The 23,852-nt window shown below is 64.2% G+C and carries 23 protein-coding genes; 14 read left to right on the forward strand and 9 right to left on the reverse strand.

Features of this window, described 5'->3' with window-relative positions; genetic code table 11:
- The first annotated feature begins 2 nt into the window (after window positions 1-2).
- Window positions 3-509 carry a Rossmann-fold NAD(P)-binding domain-containing protein gene (locus tag ABIB56_RS02740; RefSeq protein ID WP_354567338.1) on the forward strand — a complete coding sequence of 169 codons (507 nt, stop codon included), beginning with the start codon at window positions 3-5 and terminating at the stop codon, window positions 507-509.
- Window positions 510-528: 19 nt separating this feature from the next.
- Here ABIB56_RS02740 and ABIB56_RS02745 read toward each other — a convergent pair whose 3' ends face one another.
- Genes ABIB56_RS02745 through ABIB56_RS02765 form a run of 5 tightly spaced genes read right to left on the reverse strand, consistent with a single transcriptional unit; the run spans window position 529 to window position 7,223 of the window.
- Window positions 529-2,181, reverse strand: a complete 1,653-nt coding sequence (locus ABIB56_RS02745; RefSeq protein ID WP_354567339.1) for a glycoside hydrolase family 13 protein — start codon at window positions 2,179-2,181, stop codon at window positions 529-531.
- 50 nt (window positions 2,182-2,231) lie between these two features.
- The gene (locus ABIB56_RS02750) at window positions 2,232-3,821 is read right to left on the reverse strand and encodes a dipeptide ABC transporter ATP-binding protein (RefSeq protein WP_354567340.1); all 1,590 of its coding nucleotides are present in this window, start codon (window positions 3,819-3,821) and stop codon (window positions 2,232-2,234) included.
- The gene (locus tag ABIB56_RS02755; protein WP_354567341.1) at window positions 3,818-4,621 is read right to left on the reverse strand and encodes an ABC transporter permease; all 804 of its coding nucleotides are present in this window, start codon (window positions 4,619-4,621) and stop codon (window positions 3,818-3,820) included. Before ABIB56_RS02755 ends, ABIB56_RS02750 begins: the two co-directional genes overlap by 4 nt.
- The gene (locus ABIB56_RS02760; protein ID WP_502917536.1) at window positions 4,618-5,607 is read right to left on the reverse strand and encodes an ABC transporter permease; all 990 of its coding nucleotides are present in this window, start codon (window positions 5,605-5,607) and stop codon (window positions 4,618-4,620) included. The genes ABIB56_RS02755 and ABIB56_RS02760 overlap by 4 nt, the downstream gene beginning before the upstream one ends.
- A complete protein-coding gene (locus tag ABIB56_RS02765) occupies window positions 5,592-7,223 on the reverse strand; it encodes an ABC transporter substrate-binding protein (protein ID WP_354567342.1) in 1,632 nt (543 codons plus the stop codon). The genes ABIB56_RS02760 and ABIB56_RS02765 overlap by 16 nt, the downstream gene beginning before the upstream one ends.
- 40 nt (window positions 7,224-7,263) lie before the next feature.
- On the opposite strand from ABIB56_RS02765, the gene ABIB56_RS02770 reads away from it, so the two are divergent.
- Window positions 7,264-7,956: a TetR/AcrR family transcriptional regulator gene (locus tag ABIB56_RS02770; protein ID WP_354567343.1), complete on the forward strand. Its 693-nt coding sequence runs from the start codon at window positions 7,264-7,266 to the stop codon at window positions 7,954-7,956.
- Here ABIB56_RS02770 and ABIB56_RS02775 read toward each other — a convergent pair.
- A complete protein-coding gene (locus tag ABIB56_RS02775) occupies window positions 7,953-8,915 on the reverse strand; it encodes a cation diffusion facilitator family transporter (protein WP_354567345.1) in 963 nt (320 codons plus the stop codon). The two genes, ABIB56_RS02770 and ABIB56_RS02775, sit on opposite strands and share 4 nt — an antisense overlap.
- Window positions 8,916-9,222: 307 nt before the next feature.
- Here ABIB56_RS02775 and ileS point away from each other — a divergent pair, with 307 nt between their 5' ends.
- From ileS to ndk, 4 genes are read left to right on the forward strand one after another with little or no spacing between them, the layout of a single operon-like run.
- Entirely contained in the window at window positions 9,223-12,564 is a 3,342-nt protein-coding gene (gene ileS / locus ABIB56_RS02780) for an isoleucine--tRNA ligase (protein ID WP_354567347.1), read from the forward strand.
- Window positions 12,557-13,948 (forward strand): bifunctional folylpolyglutamate synthase/dihydrofolate synthase, encoded by a 1,392-nt coding sequence (locus ABIB56_RS02785; protein ID WP_354567348.1) that lies wholly within the window; start codon window positions 12,557-12,559, stop codon window positions 13,946-13,948. The genes ileS and ABIB56_RS02785 overlap by 8 nt, the downstream gene beginning before the upstream one ends.
- A complete protein-coding gene (locus tag ABIB56_RS02790) occupies window positions 13,945-14,349 on the forward strand; it encodes a DUF4233 domain-containing protein (RefSeq protein WP_354567349.1) in 405 nt (134 codons plus the stop codon). The genes ABIB56_RS02785 and ABIB56_RS02790 overlap by 4 nt, the downstream gene beginning before the upstream one ends.
- Window positions 14,346-14,765: a nucleoside-diphosphate kinase gene (gene ndk, locus ABIB56_RS02795; RefSeq protein WP_354567350.1), complete on the forward strand. Its 420-nt coding sequence runs from the start codon at window positions 14,346-14,348 to the stop codon at window positions 14,763-14,765. Before ABIB56_RS02790 ends, ndk begins: the two co-directional genes overlap by 4 nt.
- Before the next feature lie 175 nt (window positions 14,766-14,940).
- On the opposite strand, the gene ABIB56_RS02800 is transcribed toward ndk, so the two are convergent.
- Both ABIB56_RS02800 and ABIB56_RS02805 read right to left on the reverse strand, forming a co-directional pair.
- The gene (locus ABIB56_RS02800) at window positions 14,941-15,834 is read right to left on the reverse strand and encodes a DsbA family protein (protein WP_354567351.1); all 894 of its coding nucleotides are present in this window, start codon (window positions 15,832-15,834) and stop codon (window positions 14,941-14,943) included.
- 71 nt (window positions 15,835-15,905) lie between these two features.
- Window positions 15,906-16,880, reverse strand: a complete 975-nt coding sequence (locus ABIB56_RS02805; protein ID WP_354567352.1) for a vitamin K epoxide reductase family protein — start codon at window positions 16,878-16,880, stop codon at window positions 15,906-15,908.
- Window positions 16,881-17,276: 396 nt separating this feature from the next.
- Here ABIB56_RS02805 and ABIB56_RS02810 point away from each other — a divergent pair, with 396 nt between their 5' ends.
- From ABIB56_RS02810 to ABIB56_RS02830, 5 genes are read left to right on the forward strand one after another with little or no spacing between them, the layout of a single operon-like run.
- Window positions 17,277-19,886 (forward strand): Rne/Rng family ribonuclease, encoded by a 2,610-nt coding sequence (locus ABIB56_RS02810; RefSeq protein WP_354567353.1) that lies wholly within the window; start codon window positions 17,277-17,279, stop codon window positions 19,884-19,886.
- Window positions 19,887-19,931: 45 nt separating this feature from the next.
- Complete coding sequence (locus ABIB56_RS02815) at window positions 19,932-20,333, forward strand: hypothetical protein (protein ID WP_354567576.1); 402 nt, start codon at window positions 19,932-19,934, stop codon at window positions 20,331-20,333.
- The gene (locus tag ABIB56_RS02820) at window positions 20,234-20,518 is read left to right on the forward strand and encodes a permease (protein WP_354567564.1); all 285 of its coding nucleotides are present in this window, start codon (window positions 20,234-20,236) and stop codon (window positions 20,516-20,518) included. The genes ABIB56_RS02815 and ABIB56_RS02820 overlap by 100 nt, the downstream gene beginning before the upstream one ends.
- Window positions 20,406-20,819 (forward strand): TIGR03943 family putative permease subunit, encoded by a 414-nt coding sequence (locus ABIB56_RS02825; RefSeq protein WP_354567354.1) that lies wholly within the window; start codon window positions 20,406-20,408, stop codon window positions 20,817-20,819. The genes ABIB56_RS02820 and ABIB56_RS02825 overlap by 113 nt, the downstream gene beginning before the upstream one ends.
- Complete coding sequence (locus tag ABIB56_RS02830) at window positions 20,800-22,212, forward strand: hypothetical protein (RefSeq protein WP_354567355.1); 1,413 nt, start codon at window positions 20,800-20,802, stop codon at window positions 22,210-22,212. The genes ABIB56_RS02825 and ABIB56_RS02830 overlap by 20 nt, the downstream gene beginning before the upstream one ends.
- 6 nt (window positions 22,213-22,218) lie before the next feature.
- Here ABIB56_RS02830 and ABIB56_RS02835 read toward each other — a convergent pair whose 3' ends face one another.
- Entirely contained in the window at window positions 22,219-22,497 is a 279-nt protein-coding gene (locus tag ABIB56_RS02835; protein WP_354567356.1) for a DUF4031 domain-containing protein, read from the reverse strand.
- Window positions 22,498-22,529: 32 nt separating this feature from the next.
- On the opposite strand from ABIB56_RS02835, the gene ABIB56_RS02840 reads away from it, so the two are divergent.
- The 3 genes from ABIB56_RS02840 (at window position 22,530) to rpmA (ending at window position 23,850) form a co-directional block, all read left to right on the forward strand.
- Window positions 22,530-23,093, forward strand: coding sequence for a hypothetical protein (locus ABIB56_RS02840; RefSeq protein ID WP_354567357.1), 564 nt, complete (start codon window positions 22,530-22,532; stop codon window positions 23,091-23,093).
- Window positions 23,094-23,232: 139 nt separating this feature from the next.
- Entirely contained in the window at window positions 23,233-23,541 is a 309-nt protein-coding gene (rplU, locus tag ABIB56_RS02845; RefSeq protein ID WP_354567358.1) for a 50S ribosomal protein L21, read from the forward strand.
- 51 nt (window positions 23,542-23,592) lie between these two features.
- Window positions 23,593-23,850: a 50S ribosomal protein L27 gene (rpmA, locus tag ABIB56_RS02850; RefSeq protein ID WP_354567359.1), complete on the forward strand. Its 258-nt coding sequence runs from the start codon at window positions 23,593-23,595 to the stop codon at window positions 23,848-23,850.
- Window positions 23,851-23,852 lie beyond the last annotated feature (2 nt).

A 23,852-nucleotide genomic window follows, 5' to 3' on the forward strand; every position in this document is an offset into this window, starting at 1 on the left:
CGATGCGGGTGCTGGTAGTGGGGGCTACCGGAATCCTTCGTCCGACAGCGGAGCGACTCGTCGCCGCCGGGCATGACGTTACTGGCGTGGCGCGTTCGATCAGCAACATGCCCCTGGACGCGCACGCCATTGCGGTGGATGCTCAAGACCCGGGTGCGCTCGGTGCCGCGCTCGGCGACCGGAGGTGGGACAGCGCCGTCGTATATTCACCCGCCACGAGTCCCGAGTCGCTCGAGCTACTCAGGGACGCCGTACGCGGAACTTTCGTCACCGTCGTGACGAGTGCGGCAGCAGCCTCCGGCTTAGGGAATCGACCACTGCGGCCCGGTGAGCTGGTTCTCGGTTGGTATCCGTCGCCATCTGGCGCGCGGTGGCACACCGCCCGAGAGGTTTCGGATGCAGCCCTTCAGGTTTTGGCAACAAATAAATCCCGCGTGCTCGGCGTACTGAGCCCATGGGGCGATCGCCCGGGCGAACCGGGTCACCAGGTTCGCAGGCGGCAGCACTGAATATGGCGCAGTACTACGACTACCCCAGCCGAATAACCCGCGCCTCCCACGGCCGCAGGAGGTGCGCGACATCCGAACTCTCCGCATAGTTGCCGATCACGAGCGAGCCCGCCAGCGAAACAGGGCTGTCGAGCGTGTTACCGGAGAAGTTGCCCACGACGAGAAGCCTCTCATCGCCGAGCGTGCGCGTGAAGGCGTAGAGGGTCGGATGCTCCGGCTCCAGCATCGCGAAGGCACCGAGCGCCACGACCTCGGAGTCGTGCCGTAGCGCGATCAGCCTTTGGTAGTGGTCGAAGATCGACCGGGGATTCGCGCGATCAGTCGACACATTGATCTCGGTGTGGTTCGGAGTGATCTCGATCCACGGCATTCCGGTGGTGAAGCCGGCAGCCTCTGAGGCATCCCACGGGATCGGCGTGCGCGCGTTGTCTCTGCTGCGGAATCGCAGGGAATCCAGCACGTGCTCCGGTGACTGTCCCGCGGCGACTGCTTCTGCGTAGTAGTTGATGGACTCGATGTCGCGGTACTGGTCGATCGAGGTGAAGCCGACATTGGTCATCCCGATCTCTTCGCCCTGGTAGACGTAGGGTGTGCCGCAATGCAGGTGCAGGATCGTCGCCAGCATGGTCGCCGATTCGTAGCGATAGCGGCCGTCGTCACCGAAGCGGGAGACCGACCGCGGTTGGTCGTGATTGCCGAAGTAGAGGCTGTTCCATCCGGAGCCGGCGAGGCCGTCCTGCCAGCGCCCGAGAGAGCGCTTGAGATTGACCAGCGAGAGCGGCACGGTGTCGAACTTCGTCGCAGGTCCGTGGTCGAGGTCTACATGCTCGAACTGGAATACCATGTCGAGCTCAAGGCGATCCGAACTCGTGAACAGCACCGCGTCATCCACGGTAACCCCCGGCATCTCGCCTACGGTGATGAGGTCGGCCGCGCGACCGGCGAACACCTCGCGGTTCATCTCCTGTAGGTACTCGTGAATCTGCGCACCCATGAGCATGCTCATACTGTCGCCGGAGAGGTCGGCCTGCACCTTGGCGATGTGGTTGATCACATCCATGCGAAAGCCGTCGACCCCGCGGTCGAGCCACCAGTTCATCATGTCGTAGACGGCGGTGCGCACCTGGCGGTTCTCCCAGTTGAGGTCGGGCTGCTTCGCCGCGAACAGGTGCAGGTAGTACTGCCCCGTCGTCTCGTCGAGCGTCCAGGCCGGACCGCTGAAGGCGCTGCGCCACAGGTTGGGCTCGCGGTCGTCGTAGGCGTCGCGCCAGACGTACCAGTCGCGTTTGGCGCTGTCGCGTGACAATTGTGACTCCTCGAACCATGCGTGCTCGTCACTCGTGTGATTGACTACGAGATCCATGACCAGCTTGATGCCGCGGGAGTGCATGTCGGCGAGCAGCAGGTCGAACTCTTCGAGCGATCCGAAGAGCGGATCGATGTTCTGATAGTCGCTGATGTCATAGCCGTTGTCGGCCTGCGGCGACGAGTAGATAGGGGAGAGCCACACCACGTCAACGCCGAGTTGTTCGAGGTGGTCGAGCTTCGAACGGATGCCGCCGAGGTCGCCGATGCCGTCACCATTGGAGTCGGCGAAGCTTCGTGGGTAGATCTGATAGACCACGGCCGTCGTCCACCAGGCCGGCGCTGTCTGCAGTTCGTCGTCATTCACGCAATCGAGCCTGTCATAGTCACCGAGCCGGTGTTAGTCGGTCGAGGGTGCTAGCCGATCCGCGGCGCCGACGCGATGAGTTCCCGGGTGTAGTCGTGCCGCGGCGTGGTGAAGACGTCTTCTGTCGGGCCTGATTCGAGCACCCGACCGTCGCGCATCACCAGGACCTCATCACTCATGTGCCGAACGACACCGAGGTCGTGCGTGATGAAGAGATAGCTGAGCCCATGTCGGCGCTGCAGGTCGTCGAGCAGGTCGAGCACCTGCGCCTGCACGGAGACATCGAGGCTCGACACCGGTTCGTCACAGATGAGGATGTCCGGGCGCGGGGCGATCGCCCGTGCGATCGCGACGCGCTGCTGCTGGCCGCCCGACAGGTGACGCGGGCGCCGTTTCGCCAGCGCCGGATCGATGCCGACCTGGTCGAGAAGCTCCGACACATCGGCGCGTGTCGACCGTCCGCTGGTCAGTGCATCCGACAGGATCTGGCCGACGGTGAGTCGCGGATCGAAGGAGCTCAGCGCATCCTGGTAAATGGCTCCGATGCGTGGGCGACGGGTGCGGCGGTCGGCTTCGGCCGCGGAAGACCATGGTTGTCCGAGCAGGCTGACGCTGCCGGCATCCGGATGCTCCAGCGCGAGTACGAGGCGTGCGACGGTAGTCTTTCCGGAACCCGACTCACCGACCACCCCGAGGGTGCGTCCACGCTGCAGTGTGAAGCTCACGTCGTCGACAGCGAGGCGCGCACCGAAGCGTCGTACAAGGTCGCTGGCCTCGAGCACGACCTCGTCGGGCACATCGACGACCGCTGAGGCCGGCACATCGACGACCGCTGAGGCTGGCACATCCGTGAGCCTGCTGCCGCGAGGGCGATCGGTGGGTACTGCCGCGATCAGTCGGCGGGTGTATGGATGCTGCGGAGCCCCGAGCACCTCCGCCGTCGCCCCCGTCTCCACGATCCGGCCCTTCTCCATCACCGCGATGCGGGAGGCCAGTCTGCTCACGACGGCCAGGTCATGGCTGATCAGCAGGATCGCGGTGCCCTCGGCGCGGAAGCGCTCGAGCAGGTCGAGGATTCCGGCCTGCACCGTCGTATCGAGTGCCGTCGTCGGTTCGTCGGCGATGAGCAGCCGTGGACGTAGCGCGATCGCCGAGGCGATTACTGCACGTTGGCGCAGGCCACCGGAGAGCTCGTCGGGGCGCTGTGAGGCGCGCAGCCCCGGCTCCGGCACTCCCGCCTCGGTGAGCAACTCGACGACACGGGCCTGTCGCTGCTTCGGGGTGAGGGAGGTGTGGATGCGCAGGGCGTCCGCGACCTCGCGACCGACCGGCACCAGTGGGTCGAGCGCGACCATGGCGCCCTGTGAGATCAGGCCGATCTCCCGCCCGCGCAGGCTCCGCAGCCGTCGCGGTGAGGCATCCAGGATGTCGGTTTCGTCGAAACGGAGAGCGGATGCCGCGACCGTGGCGCCGACGCCCGCGAGCCCCAGGATGGTACGCGCCGTCACGCTCTTACCCGAACCAGACTCTCCGACGATCGCCAGACATTCGCCCGGCTCCATGGCGAAGGAGACATCGTCGACGACCAGTGACGAACCGAAGCGCACGGAAAGGTCGCGAACCGTGAGGAGCGGATTCATGACGACCTCAGCCTCTGCTGCAGGCTTCGTCCGAGCAGGGTTGTCACCACGGCGCTCAGCACGATGAAGAGCCCCGGGAAGAAGGTCATCCACCAGAACGAGGTGATGTAGGTGCGCCCGGCGGAGAGCATCGCGCCCCATTCCGCGGCCGGTGGTACCGCGCCGAGGCCGAGGTAGCTGAGCGAGGAGGCCCAGACGATCGACTGCCCGATGCCGAGTGTGACCAGCACGAAGAGCGAACCGGCCACGTTGGGCAGCAGGTGATGGATGACGCGGTTCGTACTACCTCGCCCGAGCACCATGGCCGCCTCCAGGTACGGCGCCCGCCTCACCACGAGTACCTGGCTCCGGATGATGCGTGCATACCCCGGCGCGGTGGCAAGCCCCACGGCGATCGTCGACGTCACCACGCCCGGACCGTAGATGACGATGAACAGCAGCGCGAAGAGGAGGCCGGGAAAAGCGAACAGCACCTCGAGAAAACGGGTGGTGCCGAAATCGAGCCAGCGCGGGCCGAGGCCGGCGAGGAGTCCGAAGATCATCGCCAGGATGACCCCGATCGCTGTGGCTGCCAGCCCGATCAGGAGTGACGCGCCTGTTCCATGGATGACGCGGGTGTAGATGTCCCGCCCCGATTCGTCGGTGCCGAACAGGTGCGCGAAAGATGGCGCGCGGAAACTCTGCAGCGGATGGATGGCGAGTGGATCGCCGGGCGCCAGCACCGACGGCGCGAGCGCCGCGACCACGAGGAGCGCGATCACGACGACGGAGAACACTTCGATCGGCCTGATTCGCCTCATCGATCAGCTCTCCGCAGTCGAGGATCGATGAGCCTGTCGGCGAGGTCGGTGAGCGTGGTCACCAGCATGTAGGCCAGCGCGACCACGATCACCACACCAACCACCAGTGGTACGTCGCGCTGTTGGACGGCCGAGAGCAGGCTGCGGCCGATACCTGGCCTCGCGAAGATCGTTTCGACCACCACGGCGCCGCTGATCAGGGCTCCGAAGGCCCAGCCGGCCAGTCCGATCGCCGGAATCGCGGCGTGGCGGAGCGCATGCAACCAGAAGACCTCGTTCTCGCTCTCACCGCGGGCGCGTGCCGAGAGCACGAAGGGCGATGCCATGGCGTCGAGCATCGACTCGCGCATGACCTGTCCGAGAAAGCCGGAGAGCGGCAGGGCGAGGGTAAGCACCGGCAGCACGAGTCCAACCGGGCCAGGCACGCTCACCGGTGGCAGCCATCCGAGTATCGAACTGAACAGCAGGATGAGGGAGATCGCGAGCCAGAAGTGCGGAACGGCGGCCGCGACGATCTCCAGAACCGAGCTGATGCCGGCTGCGATCCGGCCGCCCCGCGTGGACCAGGCCGCGAGTCCGAGCGCGATCAGGCTCGCGACGACCAGGGACATGATCGCGAGCAGCAGCGTTCCGCCGAGATTCTGGCCGATAACGCTCAGCACGGAGTCGTGCAGCGCGTAGGAGCGCCCGAGGTCACCCATCACCAGGCGCCCGAGAAAACGGAGGTACTGCAGGATGAGCGGCTGATCGAGGCCGTAGTCCGCGCGGGCCTGCGCGAGGGCCTCAGCACTCGCCTGCGATCCAGGCCCCCCGAGGATTGCCTCGGCCGGGTCGCCGGGAATGAGCCGAATTGCGAAGAAGGTCAGGGTCGCGACGGCCCAGAGCACGAAGACGACGCCACCCAACCGCAGCAGCAGCCACGGAAGCCAGCGGCGTCGTCTCGTGGTTCGAGGCGGAGCCTCTCCTCCTATCAGTGCTGCAGCCACGTGTCGTAGAGCGTCGGCGTCGACACCGTCGGCAGTGCCCTGAGCCCTTTCACGTCGGAGCGCAGGAGATAGTGGTTCTGCTGGTCGTAGAGCGGCAGGATGTAGTACCCGCCGAGCACGATGCCTTGCGCCTTCTTGTAGAGCGATGCGCGCTCGTTCGGATCGGAGACCTGGCCGGCCTTGACCAGCAGGGCATCCAGTGCGGGATCCTTGACCTGCGCATGATTGGCGAAGTAGCCACTGGGCGCGGGCTTGGTGCCGGCCGAGTTGAACAGGATGTTCAGCACATCAGGACCCACCTTCGTATACGGCGCGCTCACCAGGTTGTATTGGTTTTTGCCGAGGGCCGCGTACCAGCTCGACAGGTCGAGTGGATGGAGGTTTACCTTGAAACCCGCCTCCTTTGTCGTGGCCTGCAGCTGCTCGAAGAGCGACTGCTCCGCAGGGATCGACTGGTTGGTGCTCACCGGGAAGTCGAGTTCGAGAGTCTTGCCGTCTTTGACCCGGTAGCCATTAGCATCTTTCTGCGTCCACCCTGCCTCGTCGAGGAGTTGGGCGGCCGCCTTCTGGTCGTAGCCGAAGAGTTTGGGCTCTGAGACGCCGAGCGCTTCAACGCTGGAGAGCGCGGAGTATGAGCGCTTCGCGGTGCCGAAGAAGAGACTCTTCACCGCGTCGTTCACGTTTGCGGACCGGATGAAGGCCTCCCGAACGCGCTCGTCGTCAAAGGGCGCGATGCTCGAGTTGAGTTCGATCCGGTTGGATGCCCCAGGACGAGGTGCGTCGATCTGCTGGATACCCTTGCTGTTTTTCGCCGCCACGATCGTGTCCGGCTGCACGTTGTCGATCACGTCGACGGTTCCGGCCTGGAGCGCGGCATAGCGGGAGGCGGAGTCGGGCAGGAAGCGCCACTCGATGGACGAGAGGTAGGCCTTGCCCTTGTGGGCGGCATCCGCTGGCGGCGAGTTGTAGTCGTTGTTGCGCACCAGGGTCACCGACTGCTGGCGATCCCACTTCTTCACGATGAAAGGGCCGGTACCGACGGGGGACTCGCAGTTCACATCCTGGCTGCGCTTCAGGGCTGTCGGCGACTCGATGGCCAGCCAGGTCTGGGAGAAAGAGTCGAGCAGGGAGCTGTCCGGGCTGCTCAGAGTGATACGGGCAGTGTGCTCGTCGACCGAGGTCACCCCGGTGACCTTGGCGAGGGCGAGGTAGCCGGTCGAAGAGGCGGTGGCTGGGTTCTGCAGATGGGCGACGTTGGCCGCGACGGCATTGGCCGTGAGCGCCGTGCCGTCGGTGAACTTCACATTGTCGCGCAGGGTGAAGTCCCAGCTGAGGCCGTCCTTGGCCTCCGACCACTTGGTCGCGAGCCACGGGATGATGTCGCCCTTCTTGTTCTTGGAGACGAGCGACTCGAGGTACTGAGTGGCCACGAGCGCCTGAGGGTAGTTGCCTCCGACGTGAGGATCGAGGCAGGTGGGCTCAGCATCCCCGGTGGCATAGACGAGTGTGCCGCCGGAGACGGGCGTGCTGCTCCCGGCGGGCGCAGCCGAACTGCAGCCTGCGACGAGCAACGCGATCGAGGCAATGGCGATGAGGGGGGTGATGATGCGTTTCACTGTCGGCTCTCTGCTGTTCCGGCCACGCGGGTGGCTATTATTGGACTCAGTACAGTATTACAACACGGAGGAGGCAATCATTCCCGCCAGGTCGAATGCCGCCGGACGAGCCTCCGCCCCACGTGCCTCGACCGGGCACCCTGCTGTCGGGCGGCCGAGAACCTCCTCGCGGTCGATGCTCGAAGATGCTGCCGCCGAACTGTTCCTAGAGACCGGATACGCCGCCACCACGATCGACCAGATCGCCCAGCGCGCGGGAGTGAGTCGCAACACCTTCTTCAACTACTTCGCCGCCAAGAGCGACCTGCTGTGGGTCGAACTGGATGCCGGAATCGATCGCCTGGCAGTCGAATTGCAGAATGCTCCGGCCGACTCGCCGGCGCTCGCCGCACTGCATGAGGCGATCGTGCGGGCGGTGCGCGAGATCGGCGTGGACCGGGTGCCGCTCGCCCTCACCCAGGACGACGTCATGGAAACACGGGAGGAGACCCGATCATCGGGCCTCGCGCGCCTCGCACGGCGTTCCGACCTGATCGCGGACTTCCTGGCAGGCCACCTCGGTCGTCCGGCCGACGACCTGCTCGTGCTCTCCGCCGCGAACGCCCTGTCTGGCGCTATCTCTGCGGCCTGGACCGTGTGGGCGCGCGACGGCATCGGGCGGGGGCCACTCGTCGACTACATGTCAGCCGCATTCACTGTGGTGTCGTCAGGACTCGATCACTCGCTGTCCTAGCCGCCAGTTTTCGCTGGGACCAGCGACGGCTCGTCGGGCATGGCAAGGGTGAGAACAGCTTCCTCCACGTGCTCGTTGAGTTGGATCTCATCCGCGAGCCGACGGAGCACCACCGCGACCTGGGTTTCCGGGTCGTTGCCCCGGAGGTCGACGGCCGCCACCAGGAAGATTTGTCCTGGACCCACGAACTCGAGGTGCAGATAGGTGACGCGATCAATCTCTGGGCGGGCGAGCATGCCGACCAGTACCTCGTTGCGGAGCCGGGCATCCGGGTTCTCGCCGACCAGGAAGCGGCGGTTGCGATCGATCAGCACGACGGCCACGATGGCGAGCAGTACCCCGACCAGGATCGAGCCGAGCGAGTCGAAGGCCGCGAGCCCTGTCACCTGGTGCAGAAGGATGCCGACGAAAGCGATCAGGAGGCCGAGGAGAGCAGCGGCGTCCTCGGCGAACACGGCACGCAGCGTCGCATGGGAACTGGTCAGTGCGTAGCGGCCGGAGCTGATGCCACGTTCCCTGCCTCCGGCGCGCGCCTGCCGGAACGCCTGCAGGAAGGAGAACCCCTCGAGCAGGAATGAGATGGCGAGCACGACGTAAGCGATCGCGAAGTTGCTCGCGTCCTCCGGCGTGAACAGCTCCTGGATGCCGTGCGCGATCGAAACGACAGCACCGGCGGTGAAGATTCCGAAGGCCGCGATCATCGACCAGACATAGGCTTCGCGACCGTAACCGAGAGGATGTGGATCGTCGCGCTTCTTCGCCGAGCGACGGTCGGCCACCAGCAGGAAGATCTCGTTGCCGAAGTCCGCCCAGGAGTGTGCGGCCTCGGCCACCAGTGACGCAGATCCGGTGAGAGCGGCGGCGACGGATTTGGCGATGGCCACGAGCAGATTGGTGCCCAGTGCGATGATGACGGTCAGCGATCCGTCGGCCGGTGACTTCACCTCGATCTCGCTCATCGTTTCTAGTCTGGCATGTCGCCGTGGCATCCCGTCGACAGGGTCGACCACGCCGCTATGCACCGTTGGTCCGGTAGCTCGCGACATCCTCAGCCCGGGTGAGATTAGAATTGTTGGCATAGACAGCGATCCGGCCATCACCGGGGAGTCCTCGGAAGAGCGGTCCGAATCCCGAAAGTGATTGGATCGGGTAGAACCGAGCGGGCAGGCCCGTCACAGCCGTGAAGAGCGGTCGGTCGCAAGATCGGCAAGCGAGGTGGTACCGCGGCGTCAGTCGTCCTCGTCTGTGATGACGACCTGGAGACACATGAGTTATCCCCGTTACGAAGACGCAAGCCCGCTCTCGTCGAGCCCGAGCTTCCCGGCGGTCGAGGAACGCATCCTCGACTTCTGGAAGAAGGACGGCACCTTCCAGGCATCGATTGACCAGCGCGATGGCGCCCCGGAGTGGGTCTTCTACGACGGACCGCCGTTCGCCAACGGACTGCCGCACTACGGACATCTCCTCACCGGCTATGCGAAGGACCTCTTCCCGCGCTACCAGACGATGCGTGGCCGGCAGGTGCACCGCCGCTTCGGCTGGGATACCCACGGTCTCCCGGCCGAGCTCGAGGCCATGCGCCAGCTCGGTATCACGGAAAAAGCGCAGATCGAAGACATGGGTATCGCCGTCTTCAACTCGAAGGCACGGGAGTCGGTGCTCGAGTACACCCGTGAGTGGCAGGAGTATGTGACACGCCAGGCGCGCTGGGTGGACTTCGAGAACGATTACAAAACTCTCGACATCACCTACATGGAGTCGGTGATCTGGGCCTTCAAACAGCTGCACGACAAGGGCCTGGCCTATGAGGGCTTTCGCGTGCTGCCCTACTGCTGGCATGACGAGACGCCGCTCTCCAATCATGAGCTGCGGATGGATGACGACGTCTACAAGATGCGCCAGGACCAGTCGGTCACCGTCACTTTTCCCCTCGACGGGGCGAAAGCGGAGAGTCTCCATCTCACCGGCGTCAAGGCTCTCGCCTGGACGACGACGCCGTGGACCCTTCCCACCAACCTCGCACTCGCCGTGGGCCCGGCTATCGAATACGCGGTCGTGCCAAGCGGACCGCTCGGGGCCTCCGACGCTTCGACAGGCTCAACGCATGCGGCTGATTTCAGTTCGGAGTTCCTGCTGGCCACCGACACGGTTGCCGCCTACGCGAAGGACCTCGGATACGCATCACCGGCAGAAGCGGTCGCGGCGGTGTCGCGTACTATCCTCGGCTCGGAGCTCGAGGGAGTTAGCTACGACCGGCTGTGGGACTACTACGCGGATGAGGCGGCCTGGGGCACCCAGCACGCCTGGCAGATCCTCGTGGCTGACTACGTTGCGACCGGTGAAGGCACCGGCATCGTGCACCAGGCACCCGCCTACGGCGAAGACGACCAGATCACCTGTGCCGCCGCCGGAATCCCGGTGATCATCTCCGTCGACGAGGGCGGGAAGTTTCTGCCGCTCATCTCCGATGTCGCCGGCCTCCAGGTCTTCGACGCCAACAAGCCACTGGTTCAGAAGCTGCGCACCGACGGCCGGCTGCTGCGCGTCGCAAGTTACGAGCACAGCTACCCGCACTGCTGGCGCTGTCGCAACCCGCTCATCTACAAGGCGGTGTCCAGCTGGTTCGTGCGTGTCACCGAGATCCGCGATCGCATGGGCGAACTCAACCAGCAGATCAACTGGGTGCCAGACAACGTCAAGGACGGCCAGTTCGGCAAGTGGGTTGCCAACGCGCGCGACTGGTCTATCTCGCGCAATCGGTACTGGGGCTCCCCGATCCCGGTCTGGAAGAGCGACAACCCGGAGTATCCGCGTGTCGATGTCTACGGCTCCCTTGACGAACTGGAGCGCGATTTCGGTGATCTGCCAAGGAATGCGGCGGGCCAAACCGACCTGCACCGACCATTTATTGACGAGCTCACCCGTCCGAACCCCGACGATCCGACTGGCCAGTCGACGATGCGACGCATCGAGGACGTGCTCGACGTGTGGTTCGACTCTGGATCGATGCCGTTCGCGCAGTTGCACTATCCCTTCGAGAACGCTGAGTTCTTCGAAAAACACAACCCTGCCGACTTCATTGTCGAGTACATCGGGCAGACGCGCGGTTGGTTCTACCTGCTGCATGTCATGTCGACCGCGCTGTTCGATCGGCCCGCCTTCACGAACGTGATCAGCCACGGCATCGTGCTCGGCAGCGACGGCAAGAAACTATCGAAGAGCCTGCGTAATTATCCCAACGTCAGCGAAGTCTTCGACAGGGACGGCGCGGATGCGATGCGCTGGTTCCTGATGTCGTCTTCCGTCATCCGCGGCGGCAACCTCATCGTCACCGAGGAGGGTATCCGCGAAGGCGTGCGGCAGCTCATGCTGCCGCTGTGGAACAGCTACTACTTCTTCAGCCTGTACGCGAATGCGAGCGGCTACACCGCGAGCTGGCGCACCGACTCGACAGACGTGCTCGACCGCTACCTGCTGGCGAAGACCCGGCGGCTGATCGTCGATGTCACCACGCACCTCGACAATCTGGATAGCCCGCTCGCAGCCAACGCCCTGCGTGACTTCGCCGACGTGCTCACCAACTGGTACGTGCGTCGCAGCCGCGACCGCTTCTGGTCGGGTGACACTGCGTCTGTCGGAGGACGCGAAGCCTTCGACACGCTCTACACCGTGCTCGAGACGGTGACCCGTGTGGCGGCGCCGCTGCTCCCGCTCGTCTCCGAGGAGATCTGGCGTGGTCTCACCGGCGGGCGCAGCGTGCACCTTGAGGACTGGCCAGATGCGGCATCCTTTCCAGAAGACGACGAACTGGTGACGGCCATGGACCGCGTTCGCGAGATCGCCTCCTCCGGTCTCGGACTGCGTAAAGCCACCGGCCTGCGCGTGCGTCTGCCGCTTGCCGAGTTGACGGTGGTCAGCGAGAAGTCATCCGCTCTTGCGGCGTTCTCCGACATCCTGCGCGATGAGTTGAATGTGAAGGCGGTTATTCTCCGTGAGCTCGCCGAGCAGAGCCTCGGCGACTTCGGCATCACCCGCAGGCTGACTGTCAACGCGCGTGCCGCAGGCCCGCGAATCGGAAAGCAGGTGCAGGCGGTCATCCAGGCATCGAAGGCCGGAGACTGGCAGCCGAGCGGTGACAGCGTGATCGTCGGTGGCATCGAGTTGCTGCCCGGCGAGTTTGAACTCGAGCTCCAGGCGGCAGACGACAGCCAGGCGATCACCTTCCTGCCTGGCGGAGGATTCGTGCTGCTCGACACCCGGACCACCTGGGAACTCGAGGCAGAGGGGCTCGCACGCGACCTCATCCGTGCCGTGCAGGATACCCGGAAAGCGGCTAACTTCAAGGTCAGTGACCGGATTTCGCTGGCTCTCTACTTCGCCTCCGACTCCGAGCGCGGAGGGGTCGAGCCGTTCAGCGAAACCATCGCGCAGGAGACCCTCGCCCTTGACATCCGCTTCGTCGACACCGAAGAAGAGAATGTCGAGGTCTTCGCGGCGGTGCACGGCAGGGTCGGCGCTTTTCGCTCACTCGTCGTCGCCGGCCGCTACGCCAACAGCGGCGACGTTCTCGTCGAGGTAACGATCCATGGAGCAGGAGCAGATGTCTAACGATCACGATGCGCACGACCCAGAGCTGAGCGACGACGCCTTCTTCCAGAAGGATGCCGACTGGGTTTACGACGAACTGCTCGCCCGCGTCGGCGAGGCCAACCCGCAGCCGAGGCTGAAGCCCACCAGGCGCGTGGTCGAACTGCTCGGCGACCCGCAGCGGGCCTACCCGATCATCCACATCACCGGTACCAACGGTAAGACCAGTACCAGCCGTATCGCGGAGAGCATCCTGCGGGCTTATGGCCTGCGTGCTGGGCTGCTCACGAGCCCGCATCTGGTGCGGGTCAACGAGCGTATCGTGATCGACGGCGCACCCATCTCGAACGAGGCTTTCGTGGCGAACTATCGCGACATCGAACCCTACCTGAAGCTGGTGGATGTCGAACTCGAGGCGGCGGGGGAACTCCCGCTGACCTTCTTCGAAGCCTTCACCGCCCTGGCTTTCGCCAGCTTTTCGGACGCACCGGTGGATGTCGCGGTGATCGAGGTTGGCCTCGGTGGCGAGTGGGATTCCACCAACGTTGGCGATGGTGTGGTCGCCGTCTTCACGCCGATCTCCCTTGATCACATGGCACGGCTGGGGAACACCGTCGCACAGATCGCTGCCACCAAGTCGGGCATCATCAAGCCGGCGTCGTCAGTCGTGACCGCCAGGCAGCCAGAAACCGCGCTGGCCGAGCTCGAGCGCGCCGCCGACCTGACCGAGTCCAGCATCGCCGTGCAGGGTGCGGCCTTCGACCTCGTGAGTAACACCATCGCTGTCGGCGGCCAGCTGATCTCGGTGCGCGGTCTCGCCGGAACCTACAGTGACCTGTTCCTGCCGCTTTTCGGCGACCACCAGGCGCAGAACGCCGCTGTGGCAATCGCCGCTGTCGAGTCCTTCCTCGGCGGCGGGGAACAGATGTTGGTTGGCGACGTGCTCGCAGAGGGCCTCGCGACAGCATCCTCGCCCGGCCGCCTGCAGGTGATCGGAATCGAGCCGACAGTGATCATCGACGCGGCGCACAACCCCGATGGCGCAGAGTCCCTCGCCAAGGCGATCACGAGCTACTTCACCTTCGACGGGGTCGCCCTGGTGATCGGGGTGCTCGCCGACAAGGATGCCCGCGGCATCATCGACGCGCTCGTGCCGGTTACCGAGCGGTTCCATGTGACGGCGTCGAGCTCTGACCGCGCGGTCCCCGTCGACGAGCTCGCGGAGATCGTGCTCGAGCGCTCCCACGAGGATGCGACCTACCAGTTCGACACGCTGCAGCACGCTGTCGAGTCGGCCAGGTCCTGGGCATCCGAAGCTCCTCGTCGCGGTGTGGTCATCACCGGTTCCATCACCCTCATCGGAGACGCGCTGGTGCTCGCTGAGCAGGAGGGATGGAAACGGTGACTGAACCGAGGATGCGTGCTCCTCGCAGACAGCGCTCGGCGACGGAGTCTCTGCTGTCGATCGCGCTGCTGCTCGAGGCGATCCTCGTATTCTTCGTCACCATCACCGTCTTCGGGCTGAAAGTTCTGCCTGCCGGCCTGGCTTTCGGCGGGGGAGCGGTGCTCGTGGTCATCCTGCTTCTCGATGGCCGCCTCGTGCGCTATCCCTTCGGCGTCTGGCTCGGCTGGGTGTTGCAGGTGGTTCTCATCGCCGTCGGGCTGCTCGTGCCGCTGATGTACTTCGTCGGAGCGCTCTTCCTCGCCATCTGGATTTACTGCTTCGTCACCGGTCGTCGACTCGATCGCCGCAATGCCCACCTACGTTCCGAGACAACAACAACAACTACCGAGGAGTCCCCATGAGCACCGTCGAAGAAACCCTTGTTTTGGTCAAGCCGGATGGCGTGTCCCGCAACCTGACCGGAGAGATCCTGCGCCGCATCGAGGCGAAGGGGTACCAGCTGGTCGACGTGAAGCTGGTGCAGGCCTCCCGCGAACTGCTCTCCCAGCACTACGAGGAGCACCAGGGCAAGCCATTCTACGAGCCTCTCGTCGAGTTCATGGAGAGCGGGGCCGTCGTAGTCCTGCGCATCGCGGGTGAGCGTGTGATCGAGGGTTTCCGCTCCCTCGCGGGCACGACGGATCCGACCACTGCGGCACCCGGCACGATCCGTGGCGATCTCGGTCGCGACTGGGGTCTCAAGGTGCAGCAGAACCTGGTGCACGGCTCGGACTCGCCGGAGTCCGCCGCCCGCGAACTCGCACTCTGGTTCGACTGAGCGGTGTGTCCGCGCTGGTTTGACTGGACTGTGCGTCCGCGCGCTGGTTTGTTATCTGCGCCCAGGTTGCAACCTCCGCGCTGATAACAAACCAGCGCGGACATCAAGCCGCGCGGTGACGATCAAGCCGCGCGGTGACGATCAAGCCGCGCGGCGATCCGGCGCCGTTCGTCGCCTAGTTGGAGGGCGAGGGGCTCGGTGACGGCGAGCCGACCAGGCTCGGGACCGCTGAGGCGATGAAGGTCGGGAAGTCCGTCGAATTGTCCCAGCGCTTGCCGTTGACGAAGACAGTCGGCGTGCCCAGACTTCCATCGGCGGGATTGACCAGCGACTGCGTGGATGTCGTCTTCTTCGTCATGCTGCTCACCCATGACTTGAAGGTCTCCTTCGTGATGCAAGAGGTGATCTTCGGGTCGTCGATCCCGGCATTCTTGAGCAGTGAGATCATCGCCTGGTTGGTGAGACCGGACGACCCCTCGGCCGGCTGGTGGTCGTAGAAGGCTGTCTGGGCATCCAGAAACTTTGTCGGAGCGAAGTTGGCAACGCAGGCCGCGGCATTGGCTGCGCGACTCGAATAGCGGCTTCCGGGATAGTTATTGTCGAGGATCGCTATCGGATGCACTTCGAGTGTTGCGGAACCGCTGGCAACGAGCTGAGCGATCTGCGTTGCATAGCTCGATTCGAAGGTTTTGCAGACCGGGCAGGCCCAGTCGACGTAGGTCGTGATGTGCGCGACATTCTTGCTCGAGAGTTTGGTCGGTGTCGCGGCGCCATCCGCAGGTGCCCCCGCGGTCTTGGTGGGGGTCACGGCTCCACTCTTACCGGTGAACAGGATGCCCTGGCTCGCCATGTTGAGCGGGCCTGGTGCCCCCGGCTGGTTGAGGTTGACCAGCACCAGCGCGATGATGGCGATGACGACCAGCACGCCGAGTCCGATGCCGCCCTGTAGGAAGACCTTGTTGCGCCTATCGCGCTTCTTCTGGGCCTCACGCTCCAGTCGCGCCGTCTCACGTGCCTGCTCGCGGCGATCCTTCTTGCCCTGAGGGGAGTTATTGCCGGAAGCGGCCATGTCGTGTGTCCATCGTTCTCGTGGGTGGGCAAATCGAGGCAAGTTTATGGGACCTGCCCCTGAGATTCTGCTTACAGGTGGTTGATCAGGTCGAGTCGCAGCTGGGCGATCACCGCGACGATCACGTAACAGACCAGTGTGATCAGTGGAATCCAGGTGAATGCGGATGCCGCGAAGCGACGAGCCCGATCCGGGAGAGGGATGTTGCCCGACCTGATGTTGTGGAGCGTCACGACCCAGAACGTGGGAATTACGACAGCCCAGGTCACCATGCACCATGGGCAGAGTGTGCTGAGCGCGAAGATGCTCTGGTAGATGAGCCAGATGACAAGGGCCAGCGCGCCGACGATGCCGACGTTGAGGGCGATCCAGAACCAGCGGGCGAAGCGGATGCCGGCCAGCAGCATGATCCCGACGGCCAGTGGCGCAATCCAGCCGCCAACGCCGAGTAGCGGGTTGGGGAAGCCGAAGATCGCCCCTTGCCACGATCCCAGATTCTTGCCGCACTGCACCAGAGCACTGGAGTTGCAGCTGAGCGGGCCTGTGGGATCGATGATGCTTGTCACCTTGTCGACGGTGAGCCGGAAAGCAGAGAAGAACCCGATCGTCGACGCGAGCACGAGGAACAGTCCCATGCCGATCGGCCTGTCGATTCGGCGCGCCGCAACGACGAGCGCGCCGACCACGAACACCAGCTGCACGAGCAGGAGCGGAGTAAAGGCGAGAGCGATCGCCCAGACCTCCACAATCACCCCGAGCGAGAGGATGATGACGAGCGCGATCCACCACCCCTGCGGTATCTGTGCTCCCGCGTAGAGTGCGACCGCGGTGGCCACTGCGATGGCGAAGATGGCCAGTGCCAGCGCCGATGAGGGGAATCCCAGTTCGTTGTCCGCGCCCACGAGGGTTCCCTTGTCGCCGAGATCTTCGAGGCCGATGAACGCGATCACGGTGGTCACAAAGGCCGCTATCACGCCGAGTCCTGAAGCGATCAGGAGCCAGAGCGCGGTGGATGTCGTGGGCTTTTCGGCTATGGTCGCTGACACCCTCGCGATTATTGCATGCACCAAATGCCGCGTTGCTGGCAATGCGTGCGATAATTTGAGCTAGTCACCCGGGCCGCGCCCGATGTGACGCCAAAGAATGCTTACCGAGCACACTGTACCTACCAGGTACAGCCGGGCCACGAAGAATCGGCACTGAAAATTCAGTGCCGCAACGAGAACGTGTCGGATAGCCAGTTCCGAGTAGTAGCACCACAAACGAGCGAGACCAGAGCCAGCGCCACCGCATCATGGAGATGCGCGGCCGAGGGCCGGTCTCGGAGCGTAAGGATTAGCGGCAGATTCGCTGAAGCGCAGATTCGCTGAAGTTGAGGGCCGCACGAGAGAGTACCCGGTGGGTAGCGCGGCTAGCCATTTCGGGCTAGGAGTGCACCAGAGATGGTGGAGAGAAATTCAGAGAACAATGACGGAGTTGCGAAAAACGAGGGTGGAAAGAAGCGCTCGCGCCTCTTCGGCGGGCGCAAGTCTGCCAAGTCGGCCGCCGCATCCGCTGCCCCGGTAGAAGCATCGCCCGTCGAGGCTCCCCAGGCCGAGACGCCACCGGTGGAGTCGCCTCGGGTGGAGGCTCCGCCAGTCGAAGCGTCACGGGTCGAAGCGCCGCCCGTTGCCGAGCAGCCGGAGGCGGATGCCGAGGCTTCGGTGAAGCGCACCTCCGGGCGCAGGGCCGCTGCTCCGAAGGCGGAGACGGATGCTGTGGCATCCGATTCGTCGCAGAACGTTCGAGAGCCGGCCAGCGCCGACGACCCGCCGAAGAACGCGCCGACCCGCAGCCGCGCTAAGAAGTCGAACGAAGCACCGGAGCGGTCAACACAGGTCGAGACGCCTACCGCACCCCCGCGACCCACCACTTCGCTGCTGTTCCAGGCCCCAGACATCCCGGTGCTCCCGCAGCGCCAGAACGGTCGCCAGAACAACCAGGATCTTCCCGACGAGAACGACGAGCCAGCGACCCTTCGTCGCCGTTCGCGCCGCCGCGCAGGCGACGAAGATCGCGACAACGGCGGCAATGGCGGTGGCAACAACAACCCGGCCAACACCGTGGTCAAGGTGCGTACCCCGCGTCCGCAGCCGGAACTGAGCAACGAACCGACCAAGGTTCGTGGCTCGACACGTCTCGAGGCTAAGAAACAGCGCCGTCGTGACGGTCGTGACGCAGGTCGCCGTCGTCCGGTCATCACAGAGGCAGAGTTCCTCGCCCGCCGCGAGAGTGTCGACCGTGCCATGGTCGTGCGCTCCAAGTTCGACCGCATCCAGATCGGCGTTCTCGAAGACGGCGTGCTCGTTGAGCACTATGTCGCCAAGGCCGCAGATGCCAGCCTCATCGGCAACGTCTACCTCGGTCGCGTGCAGAACGTGCTGCCGAGCATGGAGGCAGCCTTCGTCGATATCGGACGCGGGCGCAACGCTGTGCTCTACTCCGGCGAGGTGGACTGGGATGCCGCGGCCGAGAACTCGAGCGAGGGCAAGAACCAGGCCCGTCGCATCGAACTCGCACTCAAGCCGGGCGACAAGGTTCTCGTGCAGGTGACGAAGGATCCGGTCGGCCACAAGGGCGCACGTCTCACCAGCCAGGTCAGCCTTCCCGGCCGGTACCTCGTCTATGTGCCCAACGGCTCGATGAACGGTATCTCGCGTAAGCTGCCCGACACCGAGCGGGCGCGCCTCAAGAAGATCCTCAAAGAGGTTCTGCCGGAGAACGTCGGCGTGATCGTGCGCACGGCGGCCGAGGGCGCGACGGATGAGCAGTTGACACTCGATGTCAACCGCCTCACCGCCCAGTGGGCAGCCATCAGCGAGATCCTCGAATCGGTTCAGGCGCCCGCGCTGCTGCACAGCGAGCCCGATCTGCTGGTCAAGATCGTGCGCGATGTCTTTAATGAAGACTTCGACAAGCTCGTGATCGAGGGTGAAGACGCCCAGGCCACGATCACCACCTATCTCTCCCAGGTGGCCCCCGACCTCGTCGACCGTCTGCAGACCTACGAGGGCATCGTCGACTCCTTCGATGAGTACCGTATCACCGAGCAGATCGAGAAGGCTCTGGACCGCAAGGTCTGGCTGCCGTCCGGCGGTTCGCTCGTGATCGACCGCACGGAGGCCATGACCGTTGTCGACGTCAACACGGGCAAGTTCGTCGGGTCCGGCGGAAACCTCGAGGAGACAGTCACCAAGAACAACCTGGAGGCCGCGGAGGAGATCGTGCGCCAGCTCAGACTGCGCGACATCGGCGGCATCATCGTCGTCGACTTCATCGACATGGTGCTCGAGTCCAACCGCGACCTCGTGCTTCGACGACTCGTCGAGAACCTCAGCCGTGACCGTACCAAGCACCAGGTGGCCGAAGTCACCTCGCTCGGGCTGGTGCAGATGACGCGGAAGAAGCTCGGCCTTGGCCTCATCGAGTCGTTCAGCGAGCCCTGTGAGGTCTGTGCGGGGCGCGGCATCGTCATCCACCACGATCCTGTGACCAAGCACCGCCAGTCGGCCCAGCCGGAGACTCGTCGTGGGCGCAGCAAGGGCGGCAATGGGAACGGTGGCGACTCCGGCCGCCAGTCATCCAACGCCTCTGCGCCGAAGAACGGCATGAACGGCACCCACGCCATTACCGACGACGTGAAAAACGCTCTCGCCCAGATCGCCGCGAGCACCATCGCGCATGCGAACGAGACGAACGAGACCGACAGCACGCCGGAGAATCTCGAGATCGTCGTCGAGTCCGAGCCATCGCCGACCGCGATCGAGGAGGCGTCTGTGGCTGCCGCAGAGGCCGCAGTCGCGATTCTGGACATCCCGGTGAAGAAGAGTCAGCGGGCACCACGGCGCATCAGCACGCACGATGCGGAGCAGATCCTGGACTCCGTGCTCGACGCGCTGCCGGAGCCGAAGCAGCCTGGGCAGGGTCGCGCACGCACCTCGCGCCGGGCCTCAAGCTCCGGAACTGTCACTACAGCGAACCCGGAATCCACTCCGATTTCGCCGAACGACTAGCGAGGCGCGGACGCACGATGGCGTCGGCCACGTAGTATTCCGCGGGTGGGCACCGGACTAGCTGAGCGCAGACGAAGCGGCATCCGGATGCCCACCATCGTCGGCCTCGCCGTCGGCGTCGTGGGGATCATCGCCGTCTTCACGATCAGGGCTGTTACGCCTGCGCTGGGAACCTGGTCGCTGCCCAACCAGTTGCAGGATCTCCTGACGCTGAGCATCAGCGTCATCGTCGAGTCGCTGCCGTTCGTGATTCTCGGCATCCTGCTCTCGATCGTCGTGCAGGTCTGGTCCCTGATCGCTGGATCATGCGGATACTTCCGGCGAATCCGTTTCTGCGTCGTGGGGTTATCTCCTTCCTCGGTATCTTCCTCCCCGTCTGCGAGTGCGGGAACCTACCCCTGGCCCGGGGGCTCATCGTCAAGGGATTCACCGTCTCCGAATCGATGACCTTCCTGCTGGCGGCCCCGATCGTCAACCCGATCACTATCATCACCACTGGGCAGGCCTTCGGCTTCGGGCGTGGGCGTGGGCGCGGGTACGCAGAACGCGGCGTCTGCGGCATCCGCTCCCGCCGGGTCGTTCGCGAAGTTCACCGTGCTGGACTGGTCCTCGCTCCTACGCCAGACGACTGACGTCAGCTTCTACAGCGACAAGGCTGCGGATGTCACCGGTTTCATCACCGCGGACAAGAGCGACCCCGACAACGTCTTCTACGTGTCGCGCTTCGTGATCACCTGCTGCGCCGTGGATGCCCAACCCGTCGGTGTGCCGGTGTACCAGCCGGACTGGAAATCGAGTTTTGCGGCTGACGAATGGGTGCGGGTGAAGGGGGAGTTCGGTACTAATCCGAGCAGGAGCAGCCAGGAGTCGATAGCCCTCGTGCCCACCGCCACGAACAAGGTGAGCCAGCCCAGTGAGCCATACCTCTACTGAGGCTGAGGCGCGCCGGCGTAGGTTGCCATTCCGTCGCGCCCTCGCCGTCACGATTGCGGTGCTCATCGCCCTGGTGGCTGTTTTCGCTGGCCTGAACTACCTGCAGGGCCCCAAGCTATCCGGCGCCACCGTCGATACGAAGAGCGTAGTGGCGAATCCCGGTCAGCAGCTTCGGCTTTTCGCGAACCAGAACCTCTCGAAGGTGAAGAAATCGCAGGTCGCCATCGCGCCGGCGGTGCCGTTCAGCGTCAGTGCGAGCGGTGAGATCATCGCCCTGCAGTTCGAGCAGCGACTCCGTTACGACAGCGACTACCGCGTGACGGTCGACGGGGTGAGGAGCCTGTATCAGGACAGGCCGCAGACCTTCCACTATTCGTTCACCACGGCGAAGGCTGAGTTCTACTATCTCGACCGCGCAGATCCGAGCGTCGGCAGTGACCAGCTGGACGCGATCGTGCGAACCGGACTCTCGGGTAGTGATCGCACCGTCGTTTATTCGGCTCCGCACATCCAGGAATTCACCGTGTTTCCACAACTTGTCGCGGTGGCCGCACTGAACGACGACAACACCAGCTCGCTCTCGCTCGTGAGCTTCAGCGGAGGGCCGGTGGAGAAGATGAACCTCCCGGGCCCCGGAACGATCAGTCGTCTCGAGGCGGCGCCGGATGCCGGCATGCTCGGGTTCCTCTTCACCGGCGCCGGATCGGGCGAGTCATACTCGAACGATCTCATGCTGGCGGATCTCACGGGCACGCACCTCGTGCAGCCGGTGCTCGGTCTCGACTCCCAGCCTCTCGCCGTGATCGACTGGCAATTCCTGAATGGCAGCACGAGTTTCGTGGCGCAGACGCTCGATCAGACCGTGCTGCTCATCGACTCTAAGAAGCCGACGACCTCGGTGCCGCTCGGGCAGTACTCCGAGCTCGGCCGAAGTACACCGGATGGCACAACTCTCGTGGTGGGGGATGTCTTCGGCAGGATCGCCTATTCCCTCGGCGACGGCTCGGAGACGAGGTTGCCGCCGCTCCCTCTCGCGGGGGCGGAGACCTTCGGCGGCTCGCTCGAACTCCTCGGTTCCGGCGATGCGCGAGTGCAGCAGGTCGCGGTGCTCGACACCAGCGGTGGTAAGAGTTATCGGAGCTACCTCGTCTACGAGAAGGGCGCGAGTTCCCGCATCCTCTTCCAGACAGTGAACAACAAGGGCAGCATCGACGGCTTCAGCATCTCGCCCAACGGCCAATACGTTGCGGTGAACATCGTTCCGGATGTTGCCACCAGCGTCTCGGACGGTTATGCGGTCAACCCCAAGTCGACCTCCATCACGACAGCGTTCGTCGACATCGCCACCGGCAAGCTCGTGCGCAGCGTTTCCGGCTTCGACGAGAGCTGGTGACCCTGCCTAGTGCCTCGGCGCCCGACGCTCACGCTGTGAGACCCGCAGACCGCTCGCCGCGAGACGTTCCACGAGCTGTCGGATCGTGACCGGTTCCGCGCCCGCAGCGACCAACTCGTCGTAGCGGTGTTCTGGCACGTCATAGTGGTCCAGGTCGAATGCCCGTTGCGGGATGCCGCGGCCCTGCGCGAATTCGTGGAGCTCGTCCAGCGAGCTGTCGCTGACCAGGTGCGACCAGAGCGTGTCGTGCGCAGGCCACCTAGGCTGGTCTATCAACACGGTCATGGGCCGATTCTAGACAGGGGAGTCTTCGCGCAATGAGTTACATCGCCCACCGGGTCGTTCGGCAGCATGGATTCGTGGTGGCTCTGGTCTCGGCTGCGGCCGTGCTCGCGGTTCTGACGGTGCAGGCACTGCTGAATTTCCTGGTCTCGCAGCTCAGCTACATCGGTGCTGGTCCCGGCTACCAGTTGCAGTGGTGGGCTGCTTACGGGGGACAGTTCGTCGCGGTTGCGCTGCCGTTCGCCATCGGGATTCTATTGAGTTTCTGGTTCATCGCACCGCTTGCCGGCGAACTTCATATTGCGCACGTCGTCACCCGCAGTATTCTGGCGGCGGCCATCGGAGCGGTGCTGGTCTTTCTCCTCGTGACTGCTGTCTCATTCGTCGGCCTGATCAGCGGCGGACTGATGTCGAATCTGCTGGCGATCGCGCCGAGCGGAGAGAACATGCTCCGTGTCTTCGGATCCGCCGTGAACTCGGCGGCACAGCAGTTCATCTCCGGCACGCCGCTGGTGATCCTGGTGGGTGTTCTGCTGTGGATCTGGTTCGATAAGCATCCGTCGAAGCATCCGGTATCCGGTATCGTCGACCAGGCGTAATGACAGAGCACGCAGCGTTTGACCGAAGGGTCGATGATCGAGTATCGTTGACCTTTGGTGTGTGCTGGGCCAAGCCCGCAGAATTTACGCGCTAGGACTTCTCCCGGAATCTCCTCCGGTCACATAGTTAGGGTTACAAGTGGTTTACGCAGTTGTGCGCGCCGGTGGTCGGCAGGAAAAGGTTGAGGTCGGCACGATTGTCGTTCTCGACCGCATCAAGGCCGACAAAGACGGCAATGTCGAGCTCGCCCCCGTGCTGCTCGTTGACGGTGACAAGATCACGCACGACGTTGCGTCGCTCGCGAAGGTCAAGGTGACCGGTGAGGTCGTCGGTGACCTGCGCGGCCCGAAGATCGTCATCCAGAAGTTCAAGAACAAGACTGGATACAAGAAGCGCCAGGGTCACCGCCAGGAGCTCACCCGTATCAAGATCACCGGCATCAAGTAACTTCCGAGTTCACAGACAAAAACCTCGTTATAGACACTCAAGGATTTCGTAATGGCACACAAAAAGGGCGCAAGCTCCACCCGTAACGGTCGCGACTCCAACGCGCAGCGCCTCGGCGTCAAGCGCTTCGGCGGCCAGGTCGTCAGCGCAGGCGAGATCATCGTTCGCCAGCGCGGCACGCACTTCCACCCCGGCATCAACGTCGGCCGTGGCGGCGATGACACGCTGTTCGCACTCTCCGCCGGCGCGGTCGAGTTCGGCGCGAAGGGCGGCCGCAAGGTCATCAACATCGTGGCGGCAGCACAGTAGCT

Source organism: Glaciihabitans sp. UYNi722, assembly GCF_040549465.1.
Classification (GTDB): Bacteria; Actinomycetota; Actinomycetes; order Actinomycetales; family Microbacteriaceae; genus Lacisediminihabitans.